The following is a 20559-nucleotide window of genomic DNA, read 5'->3' as shown; positions in this document are numbered from 1 at the left end:
TTGCGCTGCTCGGGGTTACGCCGCATCGAGCAGCGCCCTTACCTGCGCGACCTTCGCCGGATCGACCGGCGCGAGGCCGTTGCCGTTCACGCGCACGCCCGAGCCGAAATGCACGGCCTCGACGTGCGTTCGGTTGACGAAGTCCGCGACCGCATCGACCGTCAAACCGGCGCCCGCGAGCACCGTGCAATGCGATCCCGACGCTTGCCGCACCAGTTCGCGGACCACGGCTCGCGCCTGCAGCACCGACGGCTTTCCGCCCGACGTCAGCACGTTCGTCACCGCCTCGACACCGAGCAATACATCGAGCGCTTCGCGCAGATCGCGCGCTTCGTCGAACGCACGGTGGAACGTGATTGCGAGTCCATCGGCGGCCTCGCATACGCGCGCGAGACCTTCGCGGTCGATCGCGCGCTCGGCATCGAGCATGCCGACCACGATGCCGTTCGCACCGGCCGCCTTCACCGCACGGATGTCGCGCAGCATCACCGCATAGTCGTCGGCGTCGTAGACGAACGAGCGGCTATGCGGCCGCACGATCACGTTGACGGGTACGCCGGCCGCAGACACCACCGCCTCGATCAGTCCCACACTCGGCGTCAGACCGCCCTCGCCCATCGCGGTCACGAGTTCGAGACGGTCGGCACCGGCGTGGGCGGCGGCGCGCGCATCGGCGACGGTCGTAGCAATCACCTCGAGCAGAACGGACATGAGCGCAACCTGGTGTCGTTGAAAACGACATCATGTCAGATGCGCGCGTCGCGCTCGTCCTCGACCCAATCGATATCGCCGCACAGCACGCAGGTCTCGCTGCCGACGCGCGTCGCCACCGACAGCGTCACGCACGGCAACGCCTCGTTGATCGACAGATACGGCCGCGTCACATGCACGCGCTCCGGCGCATGGATCGCGACGCTGAAGTACGGCCGACGCAACCAGTTCGCGCCCTGCGCGTCGGCAAGCGGCAGAAAGCGCGTTTCGTGCGCCGCGCGATCGGCGCGTAGCACGACGTTGCGGCCTGCCTGGCGGCCTTGCGCATCGAGCAGAAAACAGCGCGCCGCGTGATCGAGCGCGAGGAAATTCCAGCACACCTCGTCGAGCGGCTCACCGGCGGCGAGGCGCTCCGCGGCGCGCTCGAACGCACGCAAATACGGTGCGAGCCGGATCGCGCTGCGCCGCTCGCGCGCCTCGGCCTGCTCGCGATGACGTTCGATGACTTCGCCGATGCAAGCGGCCGCGTGGACCGCATCGGCGACACCCGGATTCGGCCGGCCGAAGAAAAAGCCCTGCACGAAGTCGGCATTGCAGGCGAGCGCCATCTGCGCTTCGTGCTCGGTTTCGACGCCTTCGATCAGCACGAGCTTGCCCGCCTCATGCAGCAGCGCCACGAGTCCCGGCAGGATCGTCGCCATGTCGGCGCGATGCGCGGCGTGCGACAGCATCAGGCGGTCGAGCTTCACGATGTCGGGATTCAGTTGCCAGATCCGCTCGATATTCGAATGACCGGCGCCGAAATCGTCGAGCGCGATCAGGAAGCCGCGCTCGCGGAACTCGCGCACCGCGTCGGCGAGTCGCTCGAGATCTTCGGCGCTCTGTTCGAGCACTTCGAGCACGACGCGTCGCGGCGACAACTCGAGCCGCCGCAGATTGGCCAGCAAAGACGCCGCGAGATACGGGTCGGTCAGCACGCCGGGGTGCACGTTGAGGAACAGCCATTCGCGCTCGGCGCCGAGCACCTTGAAGTTCTCCAGATGCAACGTCTGCGCAAGCCGGTCGATCTGCAGCGCGTCGCCGACGCGCGCGGCTTCGCCGAACACGTCGAGCGGTGAGACCGCGCGATCGAGCGGGTCGTGCGCGCGCAGCAGTCCCTCGTAGCCGACCGCGCGCAGGTGCGACAAACTGAAAATCGGCTGGAACACGCTCGTTAGTGTCAATTCGCCGTGTTGCACCGAATAGCGTTGAAGGCCCGAAGTCACCTCGACCTCGAAACCGTGCGGCACGCTCGCCGCCCTGTCCTGTTGCGCAATCGTCATGCAATCCTCTTACGCGAGAGCCGGCGGGTCCGAACGCGAAAAGCGCGGAGACCCCCGCCGATTCTAAAAATGTGCGTCATCGTTACCGGTTAAGCAAGGTCCATGCGCACGCTGGCGCACATTAGGCTGTAACTCGCCCGAACGATTGCACCGGCGACAGCGCTCGTGCGCCGCCTAGGGGCGTCGCGTGCACCTGTGCAGTGCACCGCTTCGCAGTGAGTCTCGCTGTCAAGCTCGCGGCAAGTGCGCGCGCCGCCGGGCTACACTCGACGCTGCGCATCGCGCCCTTCCAGGACAACCCTTCATCCGCCCGGAACACCCGATGGAAATCGTCTTCACCGTCCTGATCCTGCTGCTCGCCGTCGCCGCTTCCGGCATGCTGACCCGTGCGCTGCCGTTCAGGCTGCCGCTGCCGCTCGTGCAGATCGCGATCGGCGCGATGCTCGCGTGGCCGCGCCTCGAATTGCACGTCGTGTTCAATCCGGAAATCTTCATGTTGCTGTTCATTCCGCCGCTACTGTTCGCGGATGGCTGGCGCATTCCAAAGCGCGAGTTCTTCATGGCGCGCCGCGCGATTCTGATGCTCGCGCTCGGCCTCGTGTTCATGACTGTGCTGGTGGTCGGCCACTTCGTGCATGCGCTGGTGCCGCAGATGTCGCTGCCCGTTGCGTTCGCGCTTGCCGCGGTGCTGTCGCCGACCGACGCGGTCGCGCTGTCCGGCATCGCCGGCAAGGGCAAGATTCCGGGGCAGCTAATGCATATTCTCGAAGGCGAGGCGCTGATGAACGACGCGTCGGGTCTCGTCGCGCTGAAGTTCGCGGTCGCCGCGGCGCTGACCGGCGCGTTTTCCCTGCGTGAAGCGTCGGTGAGCTTCGTGATCATCGCGCTTGGCGGCCTCGCGGTCGGCGCGGCGGTGAGCGCGGTGTTCAGCTTCGTGTCCGCGCATTTCCTCAATCTCACCGAGGAAGGCGATCCCGCGCCCGGCGTCGTAATGACGCTGCTGATTCCGTTCGCCGCCTATCTGAGCGCCGAGCGCTTCGAGCTATCGGGCATTCTCGCCGCGGTCTCTGCCGGCATGACGATGAACTTCGCGAGCATCACGGAGAAGTGGCAGGTCGCCTCGCGCGTGCGGACCACGAGCACGTGGACGATGATCGAGTTCGTGTTCAACGGCATGGTGTTCATCATGCTCGGGCTGCAGTTTCCGCACATCCTCGGGCGGGCACTGCTCGACGCGCACGAAACCAACGACGCGCAGGCCGCGCGGCTGATCGGCTATATCGTCGCGGTGGCGATCGCGCTGTATGCGATACGCTTCGTGTGGGTCTGGCTGCTGCGCTGGTTCGCGAGCCGGGGCGCGGCAAAGCACGGCGTCGCGAACGCGGTGCCGGGGCTGCGCATGGTGTCGGTGACGACGGTGGCGGGTGTGCGCGGCGCGGTGACGCTCGCGGGCGTGCTGTCGCTACCGGAACTGCTGCCGAACGGCACGCCGCTGCCAGGACGCGATCTCGCGATCTTCATCGCGTCGGGCGTGATCCTGCTGTCGCTGCTGGTGGCGGTGGCCGCGTTGCCGCTGCTGCTGCGCGGCTGGCGCCGCGGCAAGGACCCCCACGCGGCCGAGGAAGCGCTCGCGCGCACGCTCGCCGCGCAGTCGGCGATTCGCGCGGTCGACCGTCTGCACGACACCGAGTGCGCGGATCTCGATGAATCCGCTCAGGCGTATGCGACCGACGTGACCGCGCGCGTGATGGATCTGTACCGCCGCCGCCTCGCGACGCTCGACGACGAGCGCGCGCCGCGCGAACTCGCGCGCCGCGCCGATGCGCTCGAATTCCGCATGAAGCTCGCGGCGATGCGTGCCGAGCGCAAGACGCTGCTCGATTTGCGCGACACCCAGCGGATCAACGACGAGACGTTGAACAAGCTGATGCGGGAGGTGGATCTGTCGGAGACGGCGCTGACCGCGCGCAAAAGGTAGGAGGCTGGCTGCTGCGTCAATAACGGCATCAACATCGGCACCGGCGCATGAAACGCCGGTGCCGATCGACACTCAGGCCACCGGCCCTTGCGTCGGCTTTCTTCTCAACAGCGCGTATAGGATGATCGCGCCGAACGTCGCAGTACCGATGCCGCCCAGCCCGAAGTCGCCGAGCTTCAGCGAGAAATCGCCGGCGCCGAGCACGAGCGTGACGGCCGCGACGATCAGATTGCGGTTGTCTGAGAAGTCGACCTTGTTGACGACCCAGATGCGCGCGCCCGTCACCGCGATCAGCCCGAACACGACGATCGACACGCCGCCCAGCACGGGTCCCGGAATCGTCTGGATCACCGCGCCGAACTTCGGCGAGAAGCCGAGCACGAGCGCGATCACCGCGGCGATCACGAACACCAGCGTCGAATAGATTTTCGTGACCGCCATTACGCCGATGTTCTCCGCGTACGTGGTCACGCCGGTGCCGCCCGCGAAGCCCGACACGATCGTCGCGAGCGCGTCGCCGATGAACGCACGGCCGATGTAACGGTCGAGGTTCTGGCCCGTCATCGCGCTCACGGCCTTGATGTGGCCGAGATTTTCGGCCACCAGAATCACCGCGACCGGCGCGAGCAGCGTCATCGCGTGCGGGTCGAACACCGGCGACATGAAGTGCGGCATGCCGAACCATGCGGCATTCGCGACGATCGAGAAATCGATCGGCTTGCCCATGCCGAGGCCGTTCGTGACGATTGCGTAGATGACGTAGGCGAGCAGCAAGCCGACCAGGATCAGCAGCCGCTGCAGCATGCCACGCGTGAACACCGCGACCGCGCCGACGCACAGCACCGTCACGAGCGCCATCCAGGATTCGAAATTGCTGCCGCTCACGCCATGCACGGCGATCGGCGCGAGGTTCAGGCCGATCACGCAGACGATCGCGCCGGTCACGACCGGCGGCATCAGCGTTTCGATCCACCCGGTGCCAACCGCCGACACGATCAGGCCGATCACCCCATACGCGATGCCGCACGCGATGATGCCGCCCAACGCAACCGGAATGTTGGGATTCGCGCCGTGTCCGCCGTAGCCGGTCACCGCAATGACGAGGCCGATGAACGCGAAGCTCGAGCCAAGATAGCTCGGCACGCGGCCGCCGACCAGCACGAAGAACAGCAATGTGCCGATCCCCGACATGAAGATGCACAGGTTCGGATCGAAGCCCATCAGCAGCGGCGCGAGCACGGTCGAGCCGAACATCGCGACGACGTGCTGGATGCCCATCGCGAACATCTGCGGCCACGCGAGCCGTTCGTCGATGCCGACGATGCCGCCCTGGGCGGCGGCAGGCTGGCGGCGCCAGCGTGGGAAATAGGATGCGGCCATCGCGGGAATTCTCCTCAGGGTCGGCGTGGTGTATGCGGCGAGGTTGGGTGCCGATCACGCGCTGCGGCGTGGGTCCGGCAAAGTCACGCGCGAGTTTACGGAGAGCAATAAGGGCTGGCAAGCGGGCTAAGAAGCAGGCCGAGAAGCGGGCCGAGAAGCGGGCTGGCAAGCGGGCTGGCAAGCGGGCCGAGAAGCAGTCGGTGAAGCAGGCCGAAAAGCGCGACCTGAACGCGCGTCAATTCGCGCCGCGAGCATCCGTGTCGGGCGTCACCGTGCCGCCGTCGCGCGAGGCGGTGTCCGTCGTCGCGCCATCAGCGATCACCCGATTTCGGCCGGCATCCTTCGCGCGATACAGCGCCTGGTCGGCGGCATCGACCAGCGCGCGGCTCGTCGCGATCGCCGCGCCCTGCGCGGTCGCCACGCCGGCGCTCACCGTCAGCACGTGATGGGCGCTCGCCACATGGCGGCATTGCAGCGCCTGTACCGCCGCGCGGATCTGCTCGGCGATGCGCTGCGCGCCCGTCGCATCGGTGTCCGGCAGCAGCACCGCGAACTCCTCGCCGCCGAAGCGCGCGGCCGTGTCCCCCGGACGCCGCACGTTCTGCGCGATGCAGCGCGCGACGCCGATCAGCGCTTCGTCGCCGGCCGAATGGCCGTACAGGTCGTTGAAGCCCTTGAAGTTGTCGACGTCGATCAGAAGCAGCGACAGCGGCCGGCCGTTGCGCTGCGCGCGTCGCCATTCGTCGTTCACCAGCTCCTCGAACGCGCGACGGTTGTTCAGGCCGGTCAGCCCGTCGGTGCGCGCCAGTTCGCGCAATTCTTCCTCGGCCGCGCGGCGCCGGCGCAACTGATACGAAAACAGGAACGCCAGCGCGATGATCGTCGCATCGAGCGCGCCGATCAGCGTGCCGATGATCCATGCGCGCCGCCGCCATTCGACGTAGATGTCGTGCGTCGACAGCGCGACGTCGAGGATCAGCGGATAGCCGTCGATATGGCGGAACGCGTACCAGCGCTCGACGCCGTCGATCGCCGCAGTGCCGAAAAAGTCGCCGCTCGGCTGCGTGATGAAGCGAGAGTAGTTGGCGGTGCCGGTCAGGTTGATGCCGATCGTTTTCGGATCGTAAGGACGACGCATCAACATCGTGCCGTCGCTGCGCATCAGCGCCATCGAGCCGCTCGGCCCGAGCTTCATGCCGTCAAACAGCCGATGGAAATACGTGAGGCGCAGCGTACCGACCACCACGCCGCCGAAGCTGCCGTCCGGCCTCGAGATGCGCCGGCTCAGCGCGATGCTCAGATCCTCGTCGGTGCCGCCCGGGCTAAACGGGCCGCTGATATAGAGGCCGGCGCCGGGCGAGGCGCGCTGCACCTTGAAGTAGTCGCGGTCGGCATGGTTACCCGTGTGCGGCGGCCACGCGCGTGAATCGAAACGCACGTTGCCGTTTTCGTCGAGCACGAACACCGAGCCCATGTCCTTTGCGCTGATCGAGCCGTCGAACAGCACCCTCTGGCGGATCTGCGGCGGCAGATCGAGCACGCCCGGCTGCTTCAATCCGTCGATCACCGCGCGCAGCGACAGGTCGTATATCTCGAGATTGCGCGACACGTCGCGCTCGACCAGCAGGGAGATGTTGGCGGCGGAATCCTGCGCGCGCCGCAACGCGTCCGCGCGCATCTGCGCGAGCAGCGCCACGGCGATCGCGAGGATCGCACCGGCCAGCACGACGCTGATCGCAATCACGGTATTCGGTCGGCGCGTCACCATGCGTTTTTCGTTCTGACGTGCGCTGAAGGTCGCGCGTGAAAAAGCGGTCGCGCCTCGGTAATAACCCTCGAAAACGCAACCTACGAAACGGTAGGTTAGCAGACCCCGTGCCGCGGCAATCCGCGAAACAGGCCAGTTTTCGCCCCTTTCCCGAAAACGGTGCGCCAGCCCATGCCAAGGAAACGGCTGTCGGTCGGGCGTCTGCGCCTGATCGTCAAGGTGTGCGGCGCCCCCCCCAATTATTCGGATAGCGAATGCATATTGGCTGGATACTTCGCATCGCCACTTGGGTATTCAATCGAGCCTGTCACGATCAAACGATTGGACACAAGGAGAGAGACCCATCATGAGCGACAAGCGCAGCGCCTCCGAATGGCGCGAATTCGTTAGCGGCTGCCTGGACTTCCGCCCGGCGGAAGGCGTCTACCGGATCGCCCGCGAAATGTTCATGGAGCCCGAGCTGTTCTCACTCGAGATGGAGCACATCTTCGAGAAGGCCTGGATCTATGCGTTCCCGACCCTGCGGCGGAATGCAGGTTGACGAGCGTCGCGCTGCCGGTGGCCTGCGCGTAACCATCCGCCATGCCCACAACCACTGCCTCCTGTAATCCCACGACATAACTGAAGTCCGAAGGAAAATCCCGAAGCATCGGCAACTCGGTAGAGCCCGGATTTCCAAAAATCTTCGTGAGGCCGAGGCGTCTCATGAGATAAATGGTGGCCTCGCGTACGGTAACGAGCTCGCTGGAAGCGGCAGGATGTTGATCGGCTCTCGAGGTCTGAGTATTCACGAACTGCGTCTCGTGGTTTCTGTCAGTCAAAATTTGAATTCACTCGCCGGCCGGCGTGAGGATGAAATCGAACGACGATCGCCAGACTGTCACACCGTCGTCGACACGCTCGAACGGCGCCACCAGCGTCTCTTTCACACCGAACACGGCATCGGAGGTCATGTAATGATCGTCGCCAACGAAGGTATGAGTCACCACCTTCTGGAAACCGTCAGCCGTCACAATGAAGTGCATATGTGCTGGCCGATAGGGATGCCGGCCCAGCGCATCAAGCATCCCGCCGACGGGACCATCGTGTGGAATCGGATAGGACACGGGCTTGATGCCCACGAAGCTGTACTTTCCCTCCACGCCAGTCGTAAAGATCCCGCGGTTGTTCCATTTCGGCTGAATGCCAGGCTGCTGCACATCGTAGTAGCCGTCGGCGTTGTCCGACCAGACATCGATACGTGCATCGGCAACCGGATTGCCATGCAGATCCGTCACGCGTCCCTCGAAGAGACAGCGCTCGCCCTTGCCGTCGAACGAAATGTGCTCGCCCATGCCCCGCTGCGGGGCGCCTGCAACGTGGAACGGACCGAGTACCGTGTTTTCGGTCGCGCCGATCGAACGCCGGTTGTTGATGGCATCCACTAGCATTGAAACGCCCAGCGTGTCGCTCAACAGAATGAATTCCTGTCGTTCATTGCTGCAGATCTGGCCGGTCCGCGTGAGGAAATCAATGGCCACTTCCCATTCCTGCTGGGTGAGATGCACATCCTTGACGAATGCGTGCAGATGCCTGACCAACGAGGTCATGATTTCCTTCAGGCGCGGATTGATATCCGACCCCATCCTGGCATTGACCACGTTGACCGAATCGGCCTCGGTAAAGAATCTGGACATCTTCTCTGTTCCTTTCGTCATTCCGGCCGGGCACCCGCCCAAGCGCGCTGGAGCAGCGCGCGCACAGCTTCCCATTCGATCGGGCGCGGATTCCAGTACGGATTTTTCACCGCCAGGTCTGCCGCCTCGTCGAGCTCGGATTCCTTGAGACCCAGATCCTTCAGGGCCAGTGGCGCACCGAGCGATCTGGCGAAATCATACAGGCCACCGCCGATCGAGCTCCCAAACAGGTCGGCCAGCGGTTGCAACTCTCGAGCTGCCGCCTGGGCGTTGTAAGCGGCCGAGTGCGGCAACACGATCGCATGGGTTTCCGCATGGGGCAGATCAAAACTTCCGCCCAGCGTGTGGCACAGCTTGTGATGCAGCGCCATGCCGACCGTCCCGAGCACCGAGCCGCAGAGCCAGGAGCCGTATAGCGCGCTGGTTCGAGCCGGCAGATTGTGCGGTTGCTCGACGATGACACGCAGCGCATCGCGCAACGCACGCACGCCTTCGAGCGCCATCAACGAGGACACTGGGTTACGGTCGCGCGCATAGACGGCCTCTACTGCATGCGCCATTGCGTTGAGACCACTCGTCACGCTCATCAGCACCGGAAGCCCGGTGGTCAAGGTCGGGTCATAGATCACCACTTCGGGAAGGATCTTTGGATCACGGACCGTCGTCTTGATGCCGTTTTCCGTCTGCCCGAGAATGGGCGTGACTTCCGAGCCGGCATACGTCGTGGCGATAACAATCTGCGGCGCGTCGTTGCGCCACGCGATGGCCTTGCCTAAACCGATGGTCGAGCCACCGCCGAGCGACACCACGCAATCCGCCCTGGTCGCCTCGAACGCCGCCAGCGCCTTGAGCGTCACCGCCACCGGGGTGTGCATGGCGGCCTCGCTGAATATGCCTGCCGCCAGAGGACCCAGGCGCCCGGCCAGTTGCTCGACGTCCGCTCGCTGGAACGGCGTCGACAGAATCAGCGCACGTTGTGCGCCTACCCGCTCGATCTCGCCAGCCACGGCGTCGAACGTTCCCGCACCGAACAGAATCCGGCCGGGGTTGATGTCATAGGAAAAGCCGGAGATCATTGCATCCTCGGTTGAGGCCGTTACGTCGGCAAAACAGCAAGACCGCCTTTCTGTCCGCCGCCCTGATGCCCCAGCAGTCGGCTCGCGATATCAATGGCCCCTACGCTCGAGCTTCCGCGCCATGCGACGATCTGGTCCGGACGAATCAGGACAAGAGGCGCTTCGTACAGTGCAAGTATCTCGGGATCGGAAATTCGCACGACGCGCAGCTCCACATTGAACCGGTTCATGACTTCGCTGAAGGCGGTGGTATTCTGAGTCGTTGCCCCCAGCACCAGAAGCGTCCAGTCGAATCCAAACCTGTCGAAGATCGACGAACCGTCATCGAGCCATGCATGGGGCGGCCGACCACCCGGACAAGCCGTGGGCGTATAGACATTCGCCGCGTCCTCCGGCGGATGCGATCCATCGGAGACGATGGCCGGGGAGCCATCATAGCGGCCGCCGAACGTGATGCCGGGGATGTTGAATTCGAAACGGCCGTGGTGTCCCAGATACATTCCCGCTTCGATTCGGGCGGCCTCGCCGCGCGGACCGTCCTCTTCGATTTCGTCGACAGGGGTGAATAATCCGAGGGAGTCCGCGAATCCACGCGCGTAGCCCGTATTTCTGACTGCCAGCGGACGACGCTCAAGCTCGTAGGTATCGAGCAGACTGGCGCCAGCGCGCCCCTTCAGCACTGCGGCCAGCTTCCAGCCCAGATTCACAGCGTCTTCCACCGCCGTGTTGTATCCGAGGCCGCCAGTCGGCGTGAAGAGATGAACCGCATCACCACCGAGCAACACGCGCCCTCGCTGAAAGTGATCGGCGACCAGCGAATGGCCTGCCGTCCAGCCACCCTTGGAGAGCACTTCCGCATCGAGGTCGATGCCGACAGCCGCCCTGAACAGGTCACGCGCATCTTCGTCCGTGATCGCGTCTTCCTTCTCATGCGCCCGCAGCTGGGTATGAAATGCAAACTCGCCTTTGCCGTCCACCGCTGCCATAAATGCACGACGATCGCGGTTGAAAGTCACGTTCATCCAGGCGGCAGCATGCGGAACGTGCCTGTAGAAGTCCGGGCATCGCAGATAGACTGCGAACATGCGACCGCCCATGAAATCGCGGGCAACGCCGGTCTCGCCGGTATACCGGTAACCCAGCCGATCACGAACGAAACTTCTGGGTCCATCCGCGCCGACTAGATACCGGCTCTGGACAACGAAGGATTCCCCACTGCGGCGACTCTCGATCGTGGTCCACACGCCATCGGCACGCTCTTCAAAATCGGTAACCCGGTGCCCATACCGAATCGTGACATCCGGCAGCTTCTCGGCCTGCCGACGGAGCTCAGCCTCCACATACTTTTGCGAAATCCGGTGCGGTAATTCGGCGGCGCTCCACGATCCCTTCAGTTCCCGGGCCTTTTGCCTAGCCTCCTGCGCGGAAGGCAGCTTGAAACGCGCAAGTTCGTGCCCGGCGTAGCGGGTGAAGTAAGCAATGTCCGTGGGAAAATCGGCTGGCAACCCCTGGGCGCGAAGCTCATCGACAAAGCCCAGTCGGCGAAAATGCTCCATGGTACGAGCCTGGGTCGCATTCGCCTGAGGACTGAACGCGGTACCCTCCTTCTCATCTGCCAGAAACACCGAAACTCCACGGCGGCCCAGCTCGTTGGCCAGCATCAGGCCGCACGGCCCTCCGCCGCAGATCATCACGTCAACTTCAATCGGTTCCATGTTCGCGTTTGCTGTCAAAATTGATTTTCGGCAAAGCCTGACGATGTGCTTTATGGTAAGTCTGCCTGTCTTTATTTATAGTAAGACTACCTGACCATATCGGCAAGTCAAGGTTTTCAGGCAGGCGCGACGCGGCGATATACTTCCTTACGGCCGACGTCCTCGATAATGACGTTCAGCCGCTACTGAGTCTCGAAAGCAACTAACATGGCAGCGACACGCAACACCGCCGGCGTCCGGAAGAAGATAACGCCGCAGACAGAAGCGTTTGATGAAGTTGCGATTGCTGGGAAAAGCAACGCATGGCGCACATCCAACATCGGGAGACTGCTCAACGAAGCAGTGCATAGATTTGAGAAAAGCGTGCTGGAGAAGATGGCCGCCGCCGGTCACGGCGAGTGCACGCTCAGCCACATTAATGTGACTCGCAACCTGGATGTTGAAGGCACTCGGGCCGTCGAGCTTGCTCGCCGCGCTTCGATGACGAAGCAGTCACTGGGCGAACTAGTAACGCAACTCGAAGCGCTTGGCATTGTGACGCGAGTGCCGGACCCGACTGATGGACGAGCCAAAGTCGTCCTGTTCACCGAGAAAGGCCGGGACTGGCTCGAAAACTTCCATGCAGCGCTCGAGCAGACTGAGAAAGAACTGGAGAGTGAGCTGAGCACTACGCTTTACAAGGCCGTAAAGCGCGGGCTTGCCAGGTATGCGCACGGCGCAGATTGAACCCGGCTACCGGCTGTTCGACCGCGACCGGCCCGCGACGGTCGCGGCGGCAGTGCCTGTACGTCCAAACGGACGCTGTTTCAAGTCGTGGATTTGAGGGCTCCTCGACGGCCGTTTCCACGGAGAGCCCTCGTCATTCAGATGTAGTCCACCTGGTGGCGACTGATGCGGACACCAGCAAGTTCGTCCCGCACGCGCAAATGTTCGGATGCATAGCATAGGCCGCGACAGACTCCGCGCTGTCGAAGTCCGAATACAGTACGACGTCGCAGGCATAGTCAATATGGCTGATATCGGTACCGATTTCGAGTTTGAGCAATCCCGGGATTTTGCCGTTCAGCCTTCAAATGCGCGCTTGACCAGATCTACCGCTAAGCGGCAACAGCAACGGCAATGTCGAGAGGGCACCAACCCATCGACATCCGAGATTGCTAAACGATTGATCGCTTGGTGCATTCGATATAACGCAATCGCTTCCGTCAAATGATTTAGTGTTAAGGGTAGACGCGAAGTGATAGACGCTTCTCTTTACCCGCGAATCGGTATTTGAAGCGCCACCACTTACCTCCAGTAGCCGAAACCTCCAGATACATGCCCCTTTCATCGAATAGACGATAGAGCTTCCCCGTCGGCTTTGGGGCGCGAATGGCGACGTCAGTCAGTGCCATGCTTACCAATCCTGTGGGACACGTTGCGCGCTGCATCGAGAAAGGCGCGAGGTTGAACCGTCTCCGACGGATTCAAGTTCATCCGGCGCGTACCGGGTCGAATGGACAATTCACCTTCGCTGTCCACGGAAACGCGCATCGAGACCTTCACCCGGCCGGCTTCGTTCTGACGGGCGGCGCGCTGCTCCTTCCGAACCTCGCCAGCGACGCCAGCGGCGAAGGACGCACGAGCCTCAATTCTCACATTCCGCACGGCCGCCAGTGTCACCTGCTGGTAAGCGCCGGAAGACGGGCTTTTCTCCTCGCCGCCTAACCGGTATTTGCGCCTCGAGTACTTCCCTTGGTCCGAAGTGACCAGCAGGCAAAGGGCCCCCGCCGTTAAACAGCTCTGTCGGCTTTTCGGGCCATTGGCGCGCCTCATCGCAATATCGGTTAGGGCCATTTGGGGAATACTGCTTTGCAGAGTGGAGAGTAGCCCCAAGAGTTTTTCCCTTTCCAGCGCTGGATGTCAACGGATGAACATGGACTGTATTGGCAACAAAAAACCCCGGGAGCCTTGAGCTCACGGGGTTTTCTGGACTTTCTCGGATTCTTGCAGACGTATTCCTGGTGGGAGGAGGAGGATCGAACAATCTTGCCGAAGGCCGCCAGGTGGGACGCAAAGGCCCGCCACGACCTCGAATATGCCCCCACGGGAGAGCTTGGCGCGAACTCGCTCAAACGTGCAATCAAACCCCCGACCCTTTCGACTGAATTGACATTTGCACCGCCTATTGTTGCGATAGCGCCGCAGCCCGCTGGAGAAAGCATATCCCAAACCGTTCTTCGACTCCACAAGCGATCGGTCATAACCCGCGGGTCGACGTGCAGTCGAGTCTCCTGGCGACAAAGAGAACCGAGCGCCGAAACCCGATACAGACAACACGCGCGACCCGGCGACGCGCCGCAGGTAACGCGCCCCGTCAATCGTCCGATCGAGCTTGATCGCCGAGCGAGGCGGCGCATACGGTACGCCATTGCCCGAAGGCCTGGGCGCCGTTGCTTCATGTGTGCTCGGATAAAGGTCCGGACCTGGCGGTGTCGCCACCCATTCCAAAGCCGTTCCGAGCACTGTTATGTGTCGAGACGTGGAGACACGTGAGCGGAGAGTAATTGTGCCGAGGTGGCGACTTAGAACAGCTCTGATGTCGCCTGCGGCCGGAGCTGGGATCGGCGAGTGACTCTGAGCGACCGACTACCGCCGGTCTTCGTCGTCACCAGGCCAAAGCCAGATAACGAGGTGGCCCGGCCACACGGCTCACTTGCTGAAAGTTGGCAACTGGGTCGGCGCGAAAGCGCCCGGTTAACCCTACGGATGTCGTGTGCCGCCGAGGTTCCACAATTGCGCGTTGATTGGAACCTAGCGGCTGAGGGCGCTCCCGCCATCCTAGGCGTGTTTTGCCAATTATTCAACGGCTTAGAAGAGAATGAAGTTCGTTTGCCGATCGGTGCGTGCGATCATGCCGGAAGTCGAGTCTGGGCAGCTCAAAGTCACGGTCATTACGGGACGACGCCAACTCACGAAGAGATGTAGTCAATGCGTTCCGCCTATCCACGCTACTTCCTTTATCATTCGCCTGACGCCAACTAGGGCCAAGGGCGACCTCGCGTATGACCGAAAACCAGAACCCAGAACAAAAAGCTCGAGACAATATCGACACGCTGCTCAAGCAGGCCGGTTGGGTCGTTCAGTCAGCCAAGAGGATTGACTTCGGCGCGGGGGTCGGCATCGCTGTCAGGGAATACCAAACCGATGTCGGTCCGGCGGATTATGTCTTACTGGTCGACAAAAAGGCAGTGGGAGTTATCGAAGCAAAGAAGGAAGATCTTGGCCACAAAATCACCGAAGTCGAAGACCAGACCGAAGGTTACGCTGCTGCCAAGCTAAAGTGGGTGAACAACAAAAAGCCCTTGCCCTTTCTCTACGAGAGCACCGGCATCATCACCCGTTTCACCGATAGCCGTGACCCCAAACCCCGCTCCCGCGAGGTGTTTAACTTCCATCGCCCGGAAACCATCAAGGAATGGCTGTCCCAAGGCGCGAGCCTGCGCCAGCGCTTGCAGACCATCCCTGCTCTGAATCCGAGCCATTTGCCCGCCAAGGAACTGCACCTGCGCGACTGCCAGGAAATTGCCATCACCAACCTAGAGAAATCTTTCAAGGCAGGCCGACCTCGCGCCCTGATCCAGATGGCCACCGGTGCCGGCAAAACTTACACCGCAATCACCTCTATATATCGGCTGCTCAAGTACGCCGAGGGGAAGCGCATCCTCTTTCTCGTCGACACCAAGAATCTTGGCGAGCAGGCCGAGCAGGAAATGATGTCTTACGTTCCGCTTGACGATAACCGTAAATTCACTGAGCTTTACAACGTCCAGCGGCTCAAATCCTCGTATATCGCCAAAGATTGCCAGGTATGCATCAGTACCATCCAGCGCCTCTACTCCATCCTCAAGGGAACTGAGCTCGACGCAGCAGCCGAAGAAACCAATCCAGCCGAGCTCGTTCAGCCCAAGGCGCCGATGCCCGTTGTCTATAACGCCAATATCCCTCCGGAATTCTTCGACTTCATTTATATTGACGAATGCCACCGCTCGATCTACAACCTCTGGCAACAGGTCATCGACTACTTCGATGCCAGCCTGATCGGCCTCACTGCCACGCCTGATAACCGGACCTACGGTTTCTTCAAGAAAAACGTCGTCAGCGACTACAGCCACGAAAAAGCCGTGGCCGATGGCGTCAACGTTGGCAATGAAATCTACGTCATCGAAACGCAGATCACCAAAGCCGGAGGAGAAATCAAAGCACAGCAGCAGGTCGAGCGGCGTGAAAAGCTCACCCGTAAGAAGCGCTGGGAACAGCAGGATGAAGATGAGGCTTACTCTGCCACCCAGCTCGATCGCAATATCGTCAACCCGGACCAAATTCGCACCGTCATCCGTACTTTCCGCGACAAGTTGCCCGACATATTCCCCGGCCGCGAAGAAGTGCCAAAGACCCTCATTTTCGCCAAGACTGACAGCCACACCGACGACATCATCCAGACCGTCCGTGAAGAATTTGGCGAGGGCAATGCCTTTTGCAAAAAGCTTACCTACAAGATCGATGAGGACCCAAAGTCTGTCCTAGCCCAGTTCCGCAATGACTACTATCCGCGCATCGCGGTCACCGTGGACATGATCGCCACCGGCACCGACGTCAAACCACTTGAATGCCTGCTCTTCATGCGCGATGTCAAAAGCCGCAACTATTTCGAGCAGATGAAGGGGCGTGGCACTCGAACACTGGACATGGACGATCTGAGGAAGGTCACGCCGTCCGCCAGGAGCGCGAAGACTCACTATGTCGTCGTCGACGCCATCGGCGTTACCAAGTCGCTTAAGACTGCCAGCCAGCCCCTCATCACCAAGCCTTCGGTCCCACTCAAGGATTTGGCCATGGCCGTCATGATGGGCACTACCGACGAAGATACGGTTTCTTCCCTAGCTGGTCGTCTGGCCCGCCTCAACAAGCAACTCGATGCCGACGAGCAACGACAAATCCGTGATGCCACCGGCGGCGTCGAGCTCAGCCAAATCGTCGGCCGGCTGTTCGGCGCCATCGACGCTGACAACATCGAAGCCAAAGCGTTGGAGCTTGCCGGCCTTCCCACAGGCTGCGACCCCGGCGATACCAAGCGCACGCAAGCGCAAGAGCAATTGATAAATGCCGCCTCCAGTGTCCTCAACGGGGAGCTGATCGAACTCCTGGAGTCCATCCGCCGGGACAAAGAGCAAACCATCGACCACGACAACATCGACACTGTTCTGCGTGCGGAATGGGACACGGAAGCCGCGAACAATGCTCAAGCCCTCACCGATGAGTTCGCCGAATACCTGAAGTCCAATCAGGACGACATCAGCGCCCTCACCATCTTCTTCAGCCAGCCATACAGAAGGCGCGAACTCAGCTTCGACCTTATCCGGCAAGTACTGGACAAGCTGAAGATCGACAAACCCAAGCTCGCGCCACTGCGGGTGTGGCAGGCTTACAGCCAGTTGGACGACTACAAGGGCGAGCAGCCGATCAGCGAACTCACGGCACTCGTGGCGCTCATCCGCCGCGTCTGCGGCATGGATGAAAAACTATCTACTTTCGACAACACCGTCCGCCGCAACTTTCAGAACTGGGTGATGAAGCACCATTCCGGCGGGAGCGAGAAATTTAACGAGGAACAAATGAACTGGCTGCGTATGATCCGCGACCATGTTGCCAACTCATTTCACATTGAGCGCGACGATCTGGAAATGTCGCCCTTCGATGGGCAAGGCGGGTTGGGTAAAATGTATCAACTGTTTGGGACGAGAATGGATGCGCTGTTGGATGAATTGAATGAAGTATTGGCGGCATGATGGCTGTTTGCTCCGAAACTCTGCCAGATAACTGGTGCAAAACAACATTCTCGGAAGTCTGCGCGGTTAATCCGACGCTAGATAAAGCGGTCCTAAATGACGACTTAGATGTCTCCTTTGTACCCATGTCTTCAGTCGAAGCGGGGACCGGGTCTATAGACGTATCAGAGACACGGAAATTTTCTGCAGTTAAGAAGGGATACACCCCATTCCAAGCGCGAGATGTTCTCTTTGCCAAGATTACACCCTGCATGGAGAACGGGAAGATGGCCGTCGTCCCCCCAGTAAGAAATGGGCTTGGATTTGGCTCAACAGAGTTCCATGTCTTACGACCCTGCGATGGAGTTATTGCTGAGTACGTTTACTATTTCGCATCGTCAGCTGCATTCCGTCACGAAGCCGAAGCCAATATGTCCGGTGCAGTCGGCCAGCGGCGTGTGACCACCCCATACCTTTCTAACTGTGAATTTCCTCTCCCCCCCACTCTTGAGCAGAGGCGCATCGTCGCCAAGATCGAGGAGCTGTTCTCCGAGCTTGACAAGGGCACCGAAAGCCTGCGGACCGCGCAGGCCCAACTCAAGGTTTACCGCCAGGCCCTGCTAAAGTACGCCTTCGATGGCAAGCTCACCGCTCAATGGCGCGCCGACAACCCCGACGAGCTCGAAACCGCCGACGCGTTGCTGAAGCGCATTCAGCTAGAGCGCGCACGACGTTACCAACAACAACTCACTGATTGGGAAGCTAGTGACAGACGAGGCGGCAAACCAAGAACCCCGAAGGCTCTACCGCCTCTGACGGCTGAAGATCTGGGCAAATTGCCGGATCTACCGACCGGGTGGTCGTGGGTGAGGCTAGGAGACGTCGCATCAATCATTGCAGGATATGCCTTTGAAAAATCTGAATATGCCGACTCTGGGGTAAGACTGTTTCAAATCGCTAACGTATCTTTCGGGGAAGTTTCTTGGGATAAAGAGGTTTTTCTGCCTAATGAATATTGGGAATCGTTTAAAGATCTGAGGCTATTTCCGGACGACATCGTCATGGCTTTAAACCGTCCGCTAATAGGCGATGACCTGAAAATTTGTAGATTGCGCATAGCTGACTCTCCATCGATTCTTTATCAGCGAGTTGGTAAGTTTGCTCCTCACGAACCCGAGTTTAAAGATCTGATCTATTGGTATCTACAGTCACCAATCTTCATCGGCTCACTTAAAGCAGAGTTGCGAGGCGTGAACATTCCGTTCATCAATCAATCAAGATTGATGGAGTATGCAATTCCGTTATGTAGCCTTAGCGAGCTGTCGTATTTGGCTAATGAATTGGAACGGATATTCAGTGAAGCAAAACATCTCGACCAGATCATTACTACCTCCCTGCGACAAGCCGAAACCTTACGTCAGTCCATCTTGAAAGAAGCCTTCTCCGGTCGGTTGGTGCCGCAAGACCCAAACGACGAGCCCGCTTCGGCGCTGCTCGCTCGCATCAAGGCGGGGAAGTCCGCCCACTCTCAAGGCAAGAAAGTCCGCAAATGAACGCAACCGCATCCATCGTTTCCAAGGTCTGGAGTTTCTGCACCACGCTACGCGACGACGGCGTAGGCTACGGTGACTATCTGGAACAACTCACGTATCTGATCTTCCTTAAGATGGCGGACGAGTACAGCCAGCCGCCGCATAACCGCGAGGTTGGCATCCCGGCCGAATACAATTGGCAGAGCCTTAAGGCGAAGCGCGGCGCCGAGCTGGAAGTCCATTATGTGACGCTGTTGCGCGAACTGGGAAGCAAGCCCGGCATGCTCGGCGCGATCTTCATCAAGGCCCAGAACAAGATTCAGGACCCGGCCAAGCTGTATCGCCTGATCGACATGGTGAATGAAACGCAATGGGTCACCATGGGCGCGGATGTCAAGGGCGACATCTACGAAGGCCTGCTCGAACGCAATGCGGAAGACACCAAGTCTGGCGCAGGTCAATACTTCACGCCCCGGGCCCTGATTCGCGCCATGGTCGAATGTGTTCGCCCTGAATCCAACAAGACGATTGCTGATCCTGCCTGCGGCACCGGCGGCTTCTTTCTTGCCGCGTATGACTTTCTGGTAGCGACGCACCAGATGAATAAGGCGCAGAAGGCCTTCCTCAAGCACGAGACCTTCTACGGCAACGAGATCGTTGCAAGTACTCGCCGACTCGCCTTGATGAACATGTTCCTGCATAACATCGGCGAGATCGACGGCGACAGCATGATTTCCCCTAACGATGCGCTGGTCGCCAGTTCGTCGCTGACTTACGACTACGTGCTCGCCAATCCACCCTTCGGCAAGAAGAGCTCTATGAGCTTCACGAATGAAGAAGGCGAACAGGAAAAGGACGACCTGACATACAACCGCCAAGATTTCTGGGCCACCACGTCAAACAAGCAGCTCAACTTCGTCCAACACATCCGCACCATGCTCAAGACTACCGGGCGCGCCGCCGTGGTCGTGCCTGACAACGTGTTGTTTGAAGGCGGCGCGGGCGAAACCGTGCGCAAGAAGCTGATGGAGAACACCGATCTGCACACCATTTTGCGCCTGCCGACCGGCATCTTCTACGCAAATGGCGTTAAGGCGAACGTGCTGTTCTTCGACAACCATGCAGCCAGCAAGGAACCTTGGACCAGGGAGGTCTGGCTCTACGACTACCGCACCAACATTCATCACACCCTCAAAAAGAAGCCGCTCCGCTTTGAGGACTTAGAGGATTTCATCACTTGCTACAACGCGGAGAACCGCTTTGCACGCAAGGAGACGTGGAGCGAGAAGATCAACCCCGAGGGCCGTTGGCGCAAGTTCACCCATGAGCAAATCTTGGCTCGCGACAAAACCAGCCTTGATATTTTCTGGCTCAAGGACAAAAGCCTTGCCGACCTTGACAATCTTCCCGAGCCGGACGAACTGGCCACCGAGATCATCGACAATCTCGAGGCCGGACTCGATAGCTTCCGAGCGATTACTGCAGCACTTGATGCCTAATCGTCAGATCCCGTCATCATGCGGACAGTCGCAGGCAACAGCGGTTTTCGGGAGACGCTGAAGCGACTCGACGGCTGACCACTCTACCTAGACAT

Annotated in this window: 14 protein-coding genes and 3 pseudogenes; 6 read left to right on the top strand and 11 right to left on the bottom strand. The window is 60.7% G+C overall.

The features are described 5' to 3' along the window. Nucleotides 1–15 precede the first annotated feature (15 nt). Together BJG93_RS00880 and BJG93_RS00875 are read right to left on the bottom strand one after the other, a co-directional pair. On the bottom strand, nt 16–711 hold the full coding sequence (locus BJG93_RS00880; RefSeq protein WP_027199488.1) for a copper homeostasis protein CutC: 696 nt from the start codon (nt 709–711) through the stop codon (nt 16–18). 35 nt (nt 712–746) lie between these two features. After that, a complete protein-coding gene (locus BJG93_RS00875) occupies nt 747–2033 on the bottom strand; it encodes an EAL domain-containing protein (RefSeq protein ID WP_027199487.1) in 1287 nt (428 codons plus the stop codon). A 322-nt stretch (nt 2034–2355) separates the two neighbouring features. Between BJG93_RS00875 and BJG93_RS00870 the strand changes: the two genes are divergently transcribed. Beyond that, the gene (locus BJG93_RS00870; RefSeq protein ID WP_027199486.1) at nt 2356–4011 is read left to right on the top strand and encodes a Na+/H+ antiporter; all 1656 of its coding nucleotides are present in this window, start codon (nt 2356–2358) and stop codon (nt 4009–4011) included. 72 nt (nt 4012–4083) lie between these two features. Here BJG93_RS00870 and BJG93_RS00865 read toward each other — a convergent pair whose 3' ends face one another. Further along, on the bottom strand, nt 4084–5391 hold the full coding sequence (locus BJG93_RS00865) for a solute carrier family 23 protein (protein WP_027199485.1): 1308 nt from the start codon (nt 5389–5391) through the stop codon (nt 4084–4086). A gap of 235 nt (nt 5392–5626) precedes the next feature. Then, nucleotides 5627–7159, bottom strand: a complete 1533-nt coding sequence (locus BJG93_RS00860; protein WP_027199484.1) for a sensor domain-containing diguanylate cyclase — start codon at nt 7157–7159, stop codon at nt 5627–5629. 346 nt (nt 7160–7505) lie between these two features. On the opposite strand from BJG93_RS00860, the pseudogene BJG93_RS00855 reads away from it, so the two are divergent. Further along, nucleotides 7506–7670, top strand: a pseudogene (locus BJG93_RS00855) (anthranilate 1,2-dioxygenase large subunit); the annotation flags it as partial. 1 nt (nt 7671) lies between these two features. Here the strand turns inward: BJG93_RS00855 and BJG93_RS00850 are convergent. The 4 genes and pseudogenes from BJG93_RS00850 to BJG93_RS00835 all read right to left on the bottom strand — a co-directional run. Then, nucleotides 7672–7866: pseudogene (locus BJG93_RS00850) on the bottom strand (thiamine pyrophosphate-binding protein); the annotation flags it as partial. 123 nt (nt 7867–7989) lie between these two features. After that, a complete protein-coding gene (locus tag BJG93_RS00845) occupies nt 7990–8856 on the bottom strand; it encodes a dioxygenase family protein (RefSeq protein ID WP_231337418.1) in 867 nt (288 codons plus the stop codon). After that, nucleotides 8853–9911, bottom strand: coding sequence for a maleylacetate reductase (locus BJG93_RS00840; protein WP_027199481.1), 1059 nt, complete (start codon nt 9909–9911; stop codon nt 8853–8855). The genes BJG93_RS00845 and BJG93_RS00840 overlap by 4 nt, the downstream gene beginning before the upstream one ends. Before the next feature lie 20 nt (nt 9912–9931). Further along, nucleotides 9932–11626, bottom strand: a complete 1695-nt coding sequence (locus BJG93_RS00835; protein ID WP_082194684.1) for an FAD-dependent oxidoreductase — start codon at nt 11624–11626, stop codon at nt 9932–9934. Nucleotides 11627–11833: 207 nt separating this feature from the next. On the opposite strand from BJG93_RS00835, the gene BJG93_RS00830 reads away from it, so the two are divergent. Next, entirely contained in the window at nt 11834–12352 is a 519-nt protein-coding gene (locus tag BJG93_RS00830; protein ID WP_082194683.1) for a MarR family winged helix-turn-helix transcriptional regulator, read from the top strand. Between the two features lie 133 nt (nt 12353–12485). On the opposite strand, the gene BJG93_RS00825 is transcribed toward BJG93_RS00830, so the two are convergent. The 3 genes and pseudogenes from BJG93_RS00825 to BJG93_RS00815 all read right to left on the bottom strand — a co-directional run bounded on the left by BJG93_RS00825 (nt 12486) and on the right by BJG93_RS00815 (nt 13462). Next, the gene (locus BJG93_RS00825; protein ID WP_407675287.1) at nt 12486–12671 is read right to left on the bottom strand and encodes a Dabb family protein; all 186 of its coding nucleotides are present in this window, start codon (nt 12669–12671) and stop codon (nt 12486–12488) included. A gap of 178 nt (nt 12672–12849) precedes the next feature. Further along, nucleotides 12850–13020: pseudogene (locus BJG93_RS00820) on the bottom strand (Arm DNA-binding domain-containing protein); the annotation flags it as partial. After that, a complete protein-coding gene (locus tag BJG93_RS00815) occupies nt 13007–13462 on the bottom strand; it encodes an Arm DNA-binding domain-containing protein (protein ID WP_051374460.1) in 456 nt (151 codons plus the stop codon). The pseudogene BJG93_RS00820 and the gene BJG93_RS00815, both read right to left, overlap by 14 nt. A 1208-nt stretch (nt 13463–14670) precedes the next feature. On the opposite strand from BJG93_RS00815, the gene BJG93_RS00810 reads away from it, so the two are divergent. Genes BJG93_RS00810 through BJG93_RS00800 form a run of 3 tightly spaced genes read left to right on the top strand, consistent with a single transcriptional unit; the run spans nt 14671 to nt 20464 of the window. Further along, nucleotides 14671–17454 carry a type I restriction endonuclease subunit R gene (locus tag BJG93_RS00810; RefSeq protein ID WP_027199478.1) on the top strand — a complete coding sequence of 928 codons (2784 nt, stop codon included), beginning with the start codon at nt 14671–14673 and terminating at the stop codon, nt 17452–17454. Continuing rightward, nucleotides 17451–18986 (top strand): restriction endonuclease subunit S, encoded by a 1536-nt coding sequence (locus tag BJG93_RS00805; RefSeq protein ID WP_082194682.1) that lies wholly within the window; start codon nt 17451–17453, stop codon nt 18984–18986. The genes BJG93_RS00810 and BJG93_RS00805 overlap by 4 nt, the downstream gene beginning before the upstream one ends. Continuing rightward, on the top strand, nt 18983–20464 hold the full coding sequence (locus tag BJG93_RS00800) for a class I SAM-dependent DNA methyltransferase (protein WP_027199476.1): 1482 nt from the start codon (nt 18983–18985) through the stop codon (nt 20462–20464). The genes BJG93_RS00805 and BJG93_RS00800 overlap by 4 nt, the downstream gene beginning before the upstream one ends. The last annotated feature ends 95 nt before the right edge of the window (nt 20465–20559 follow it).

Origin of the sequence: Paraburkholderia sprentiae WSM5005 (assembly GCF_001865575.2) — a bacterium.
GTDB lineage: Bacteria > Pseudomonadota > Gammaproteobacteria > Burkholderiales > Burkholderiaceae > Paraburkholderia > Paraburkholderia sprentiae.
This window is presented reverse-complemented; position numbering and strand designations above follow the sequence as displayed.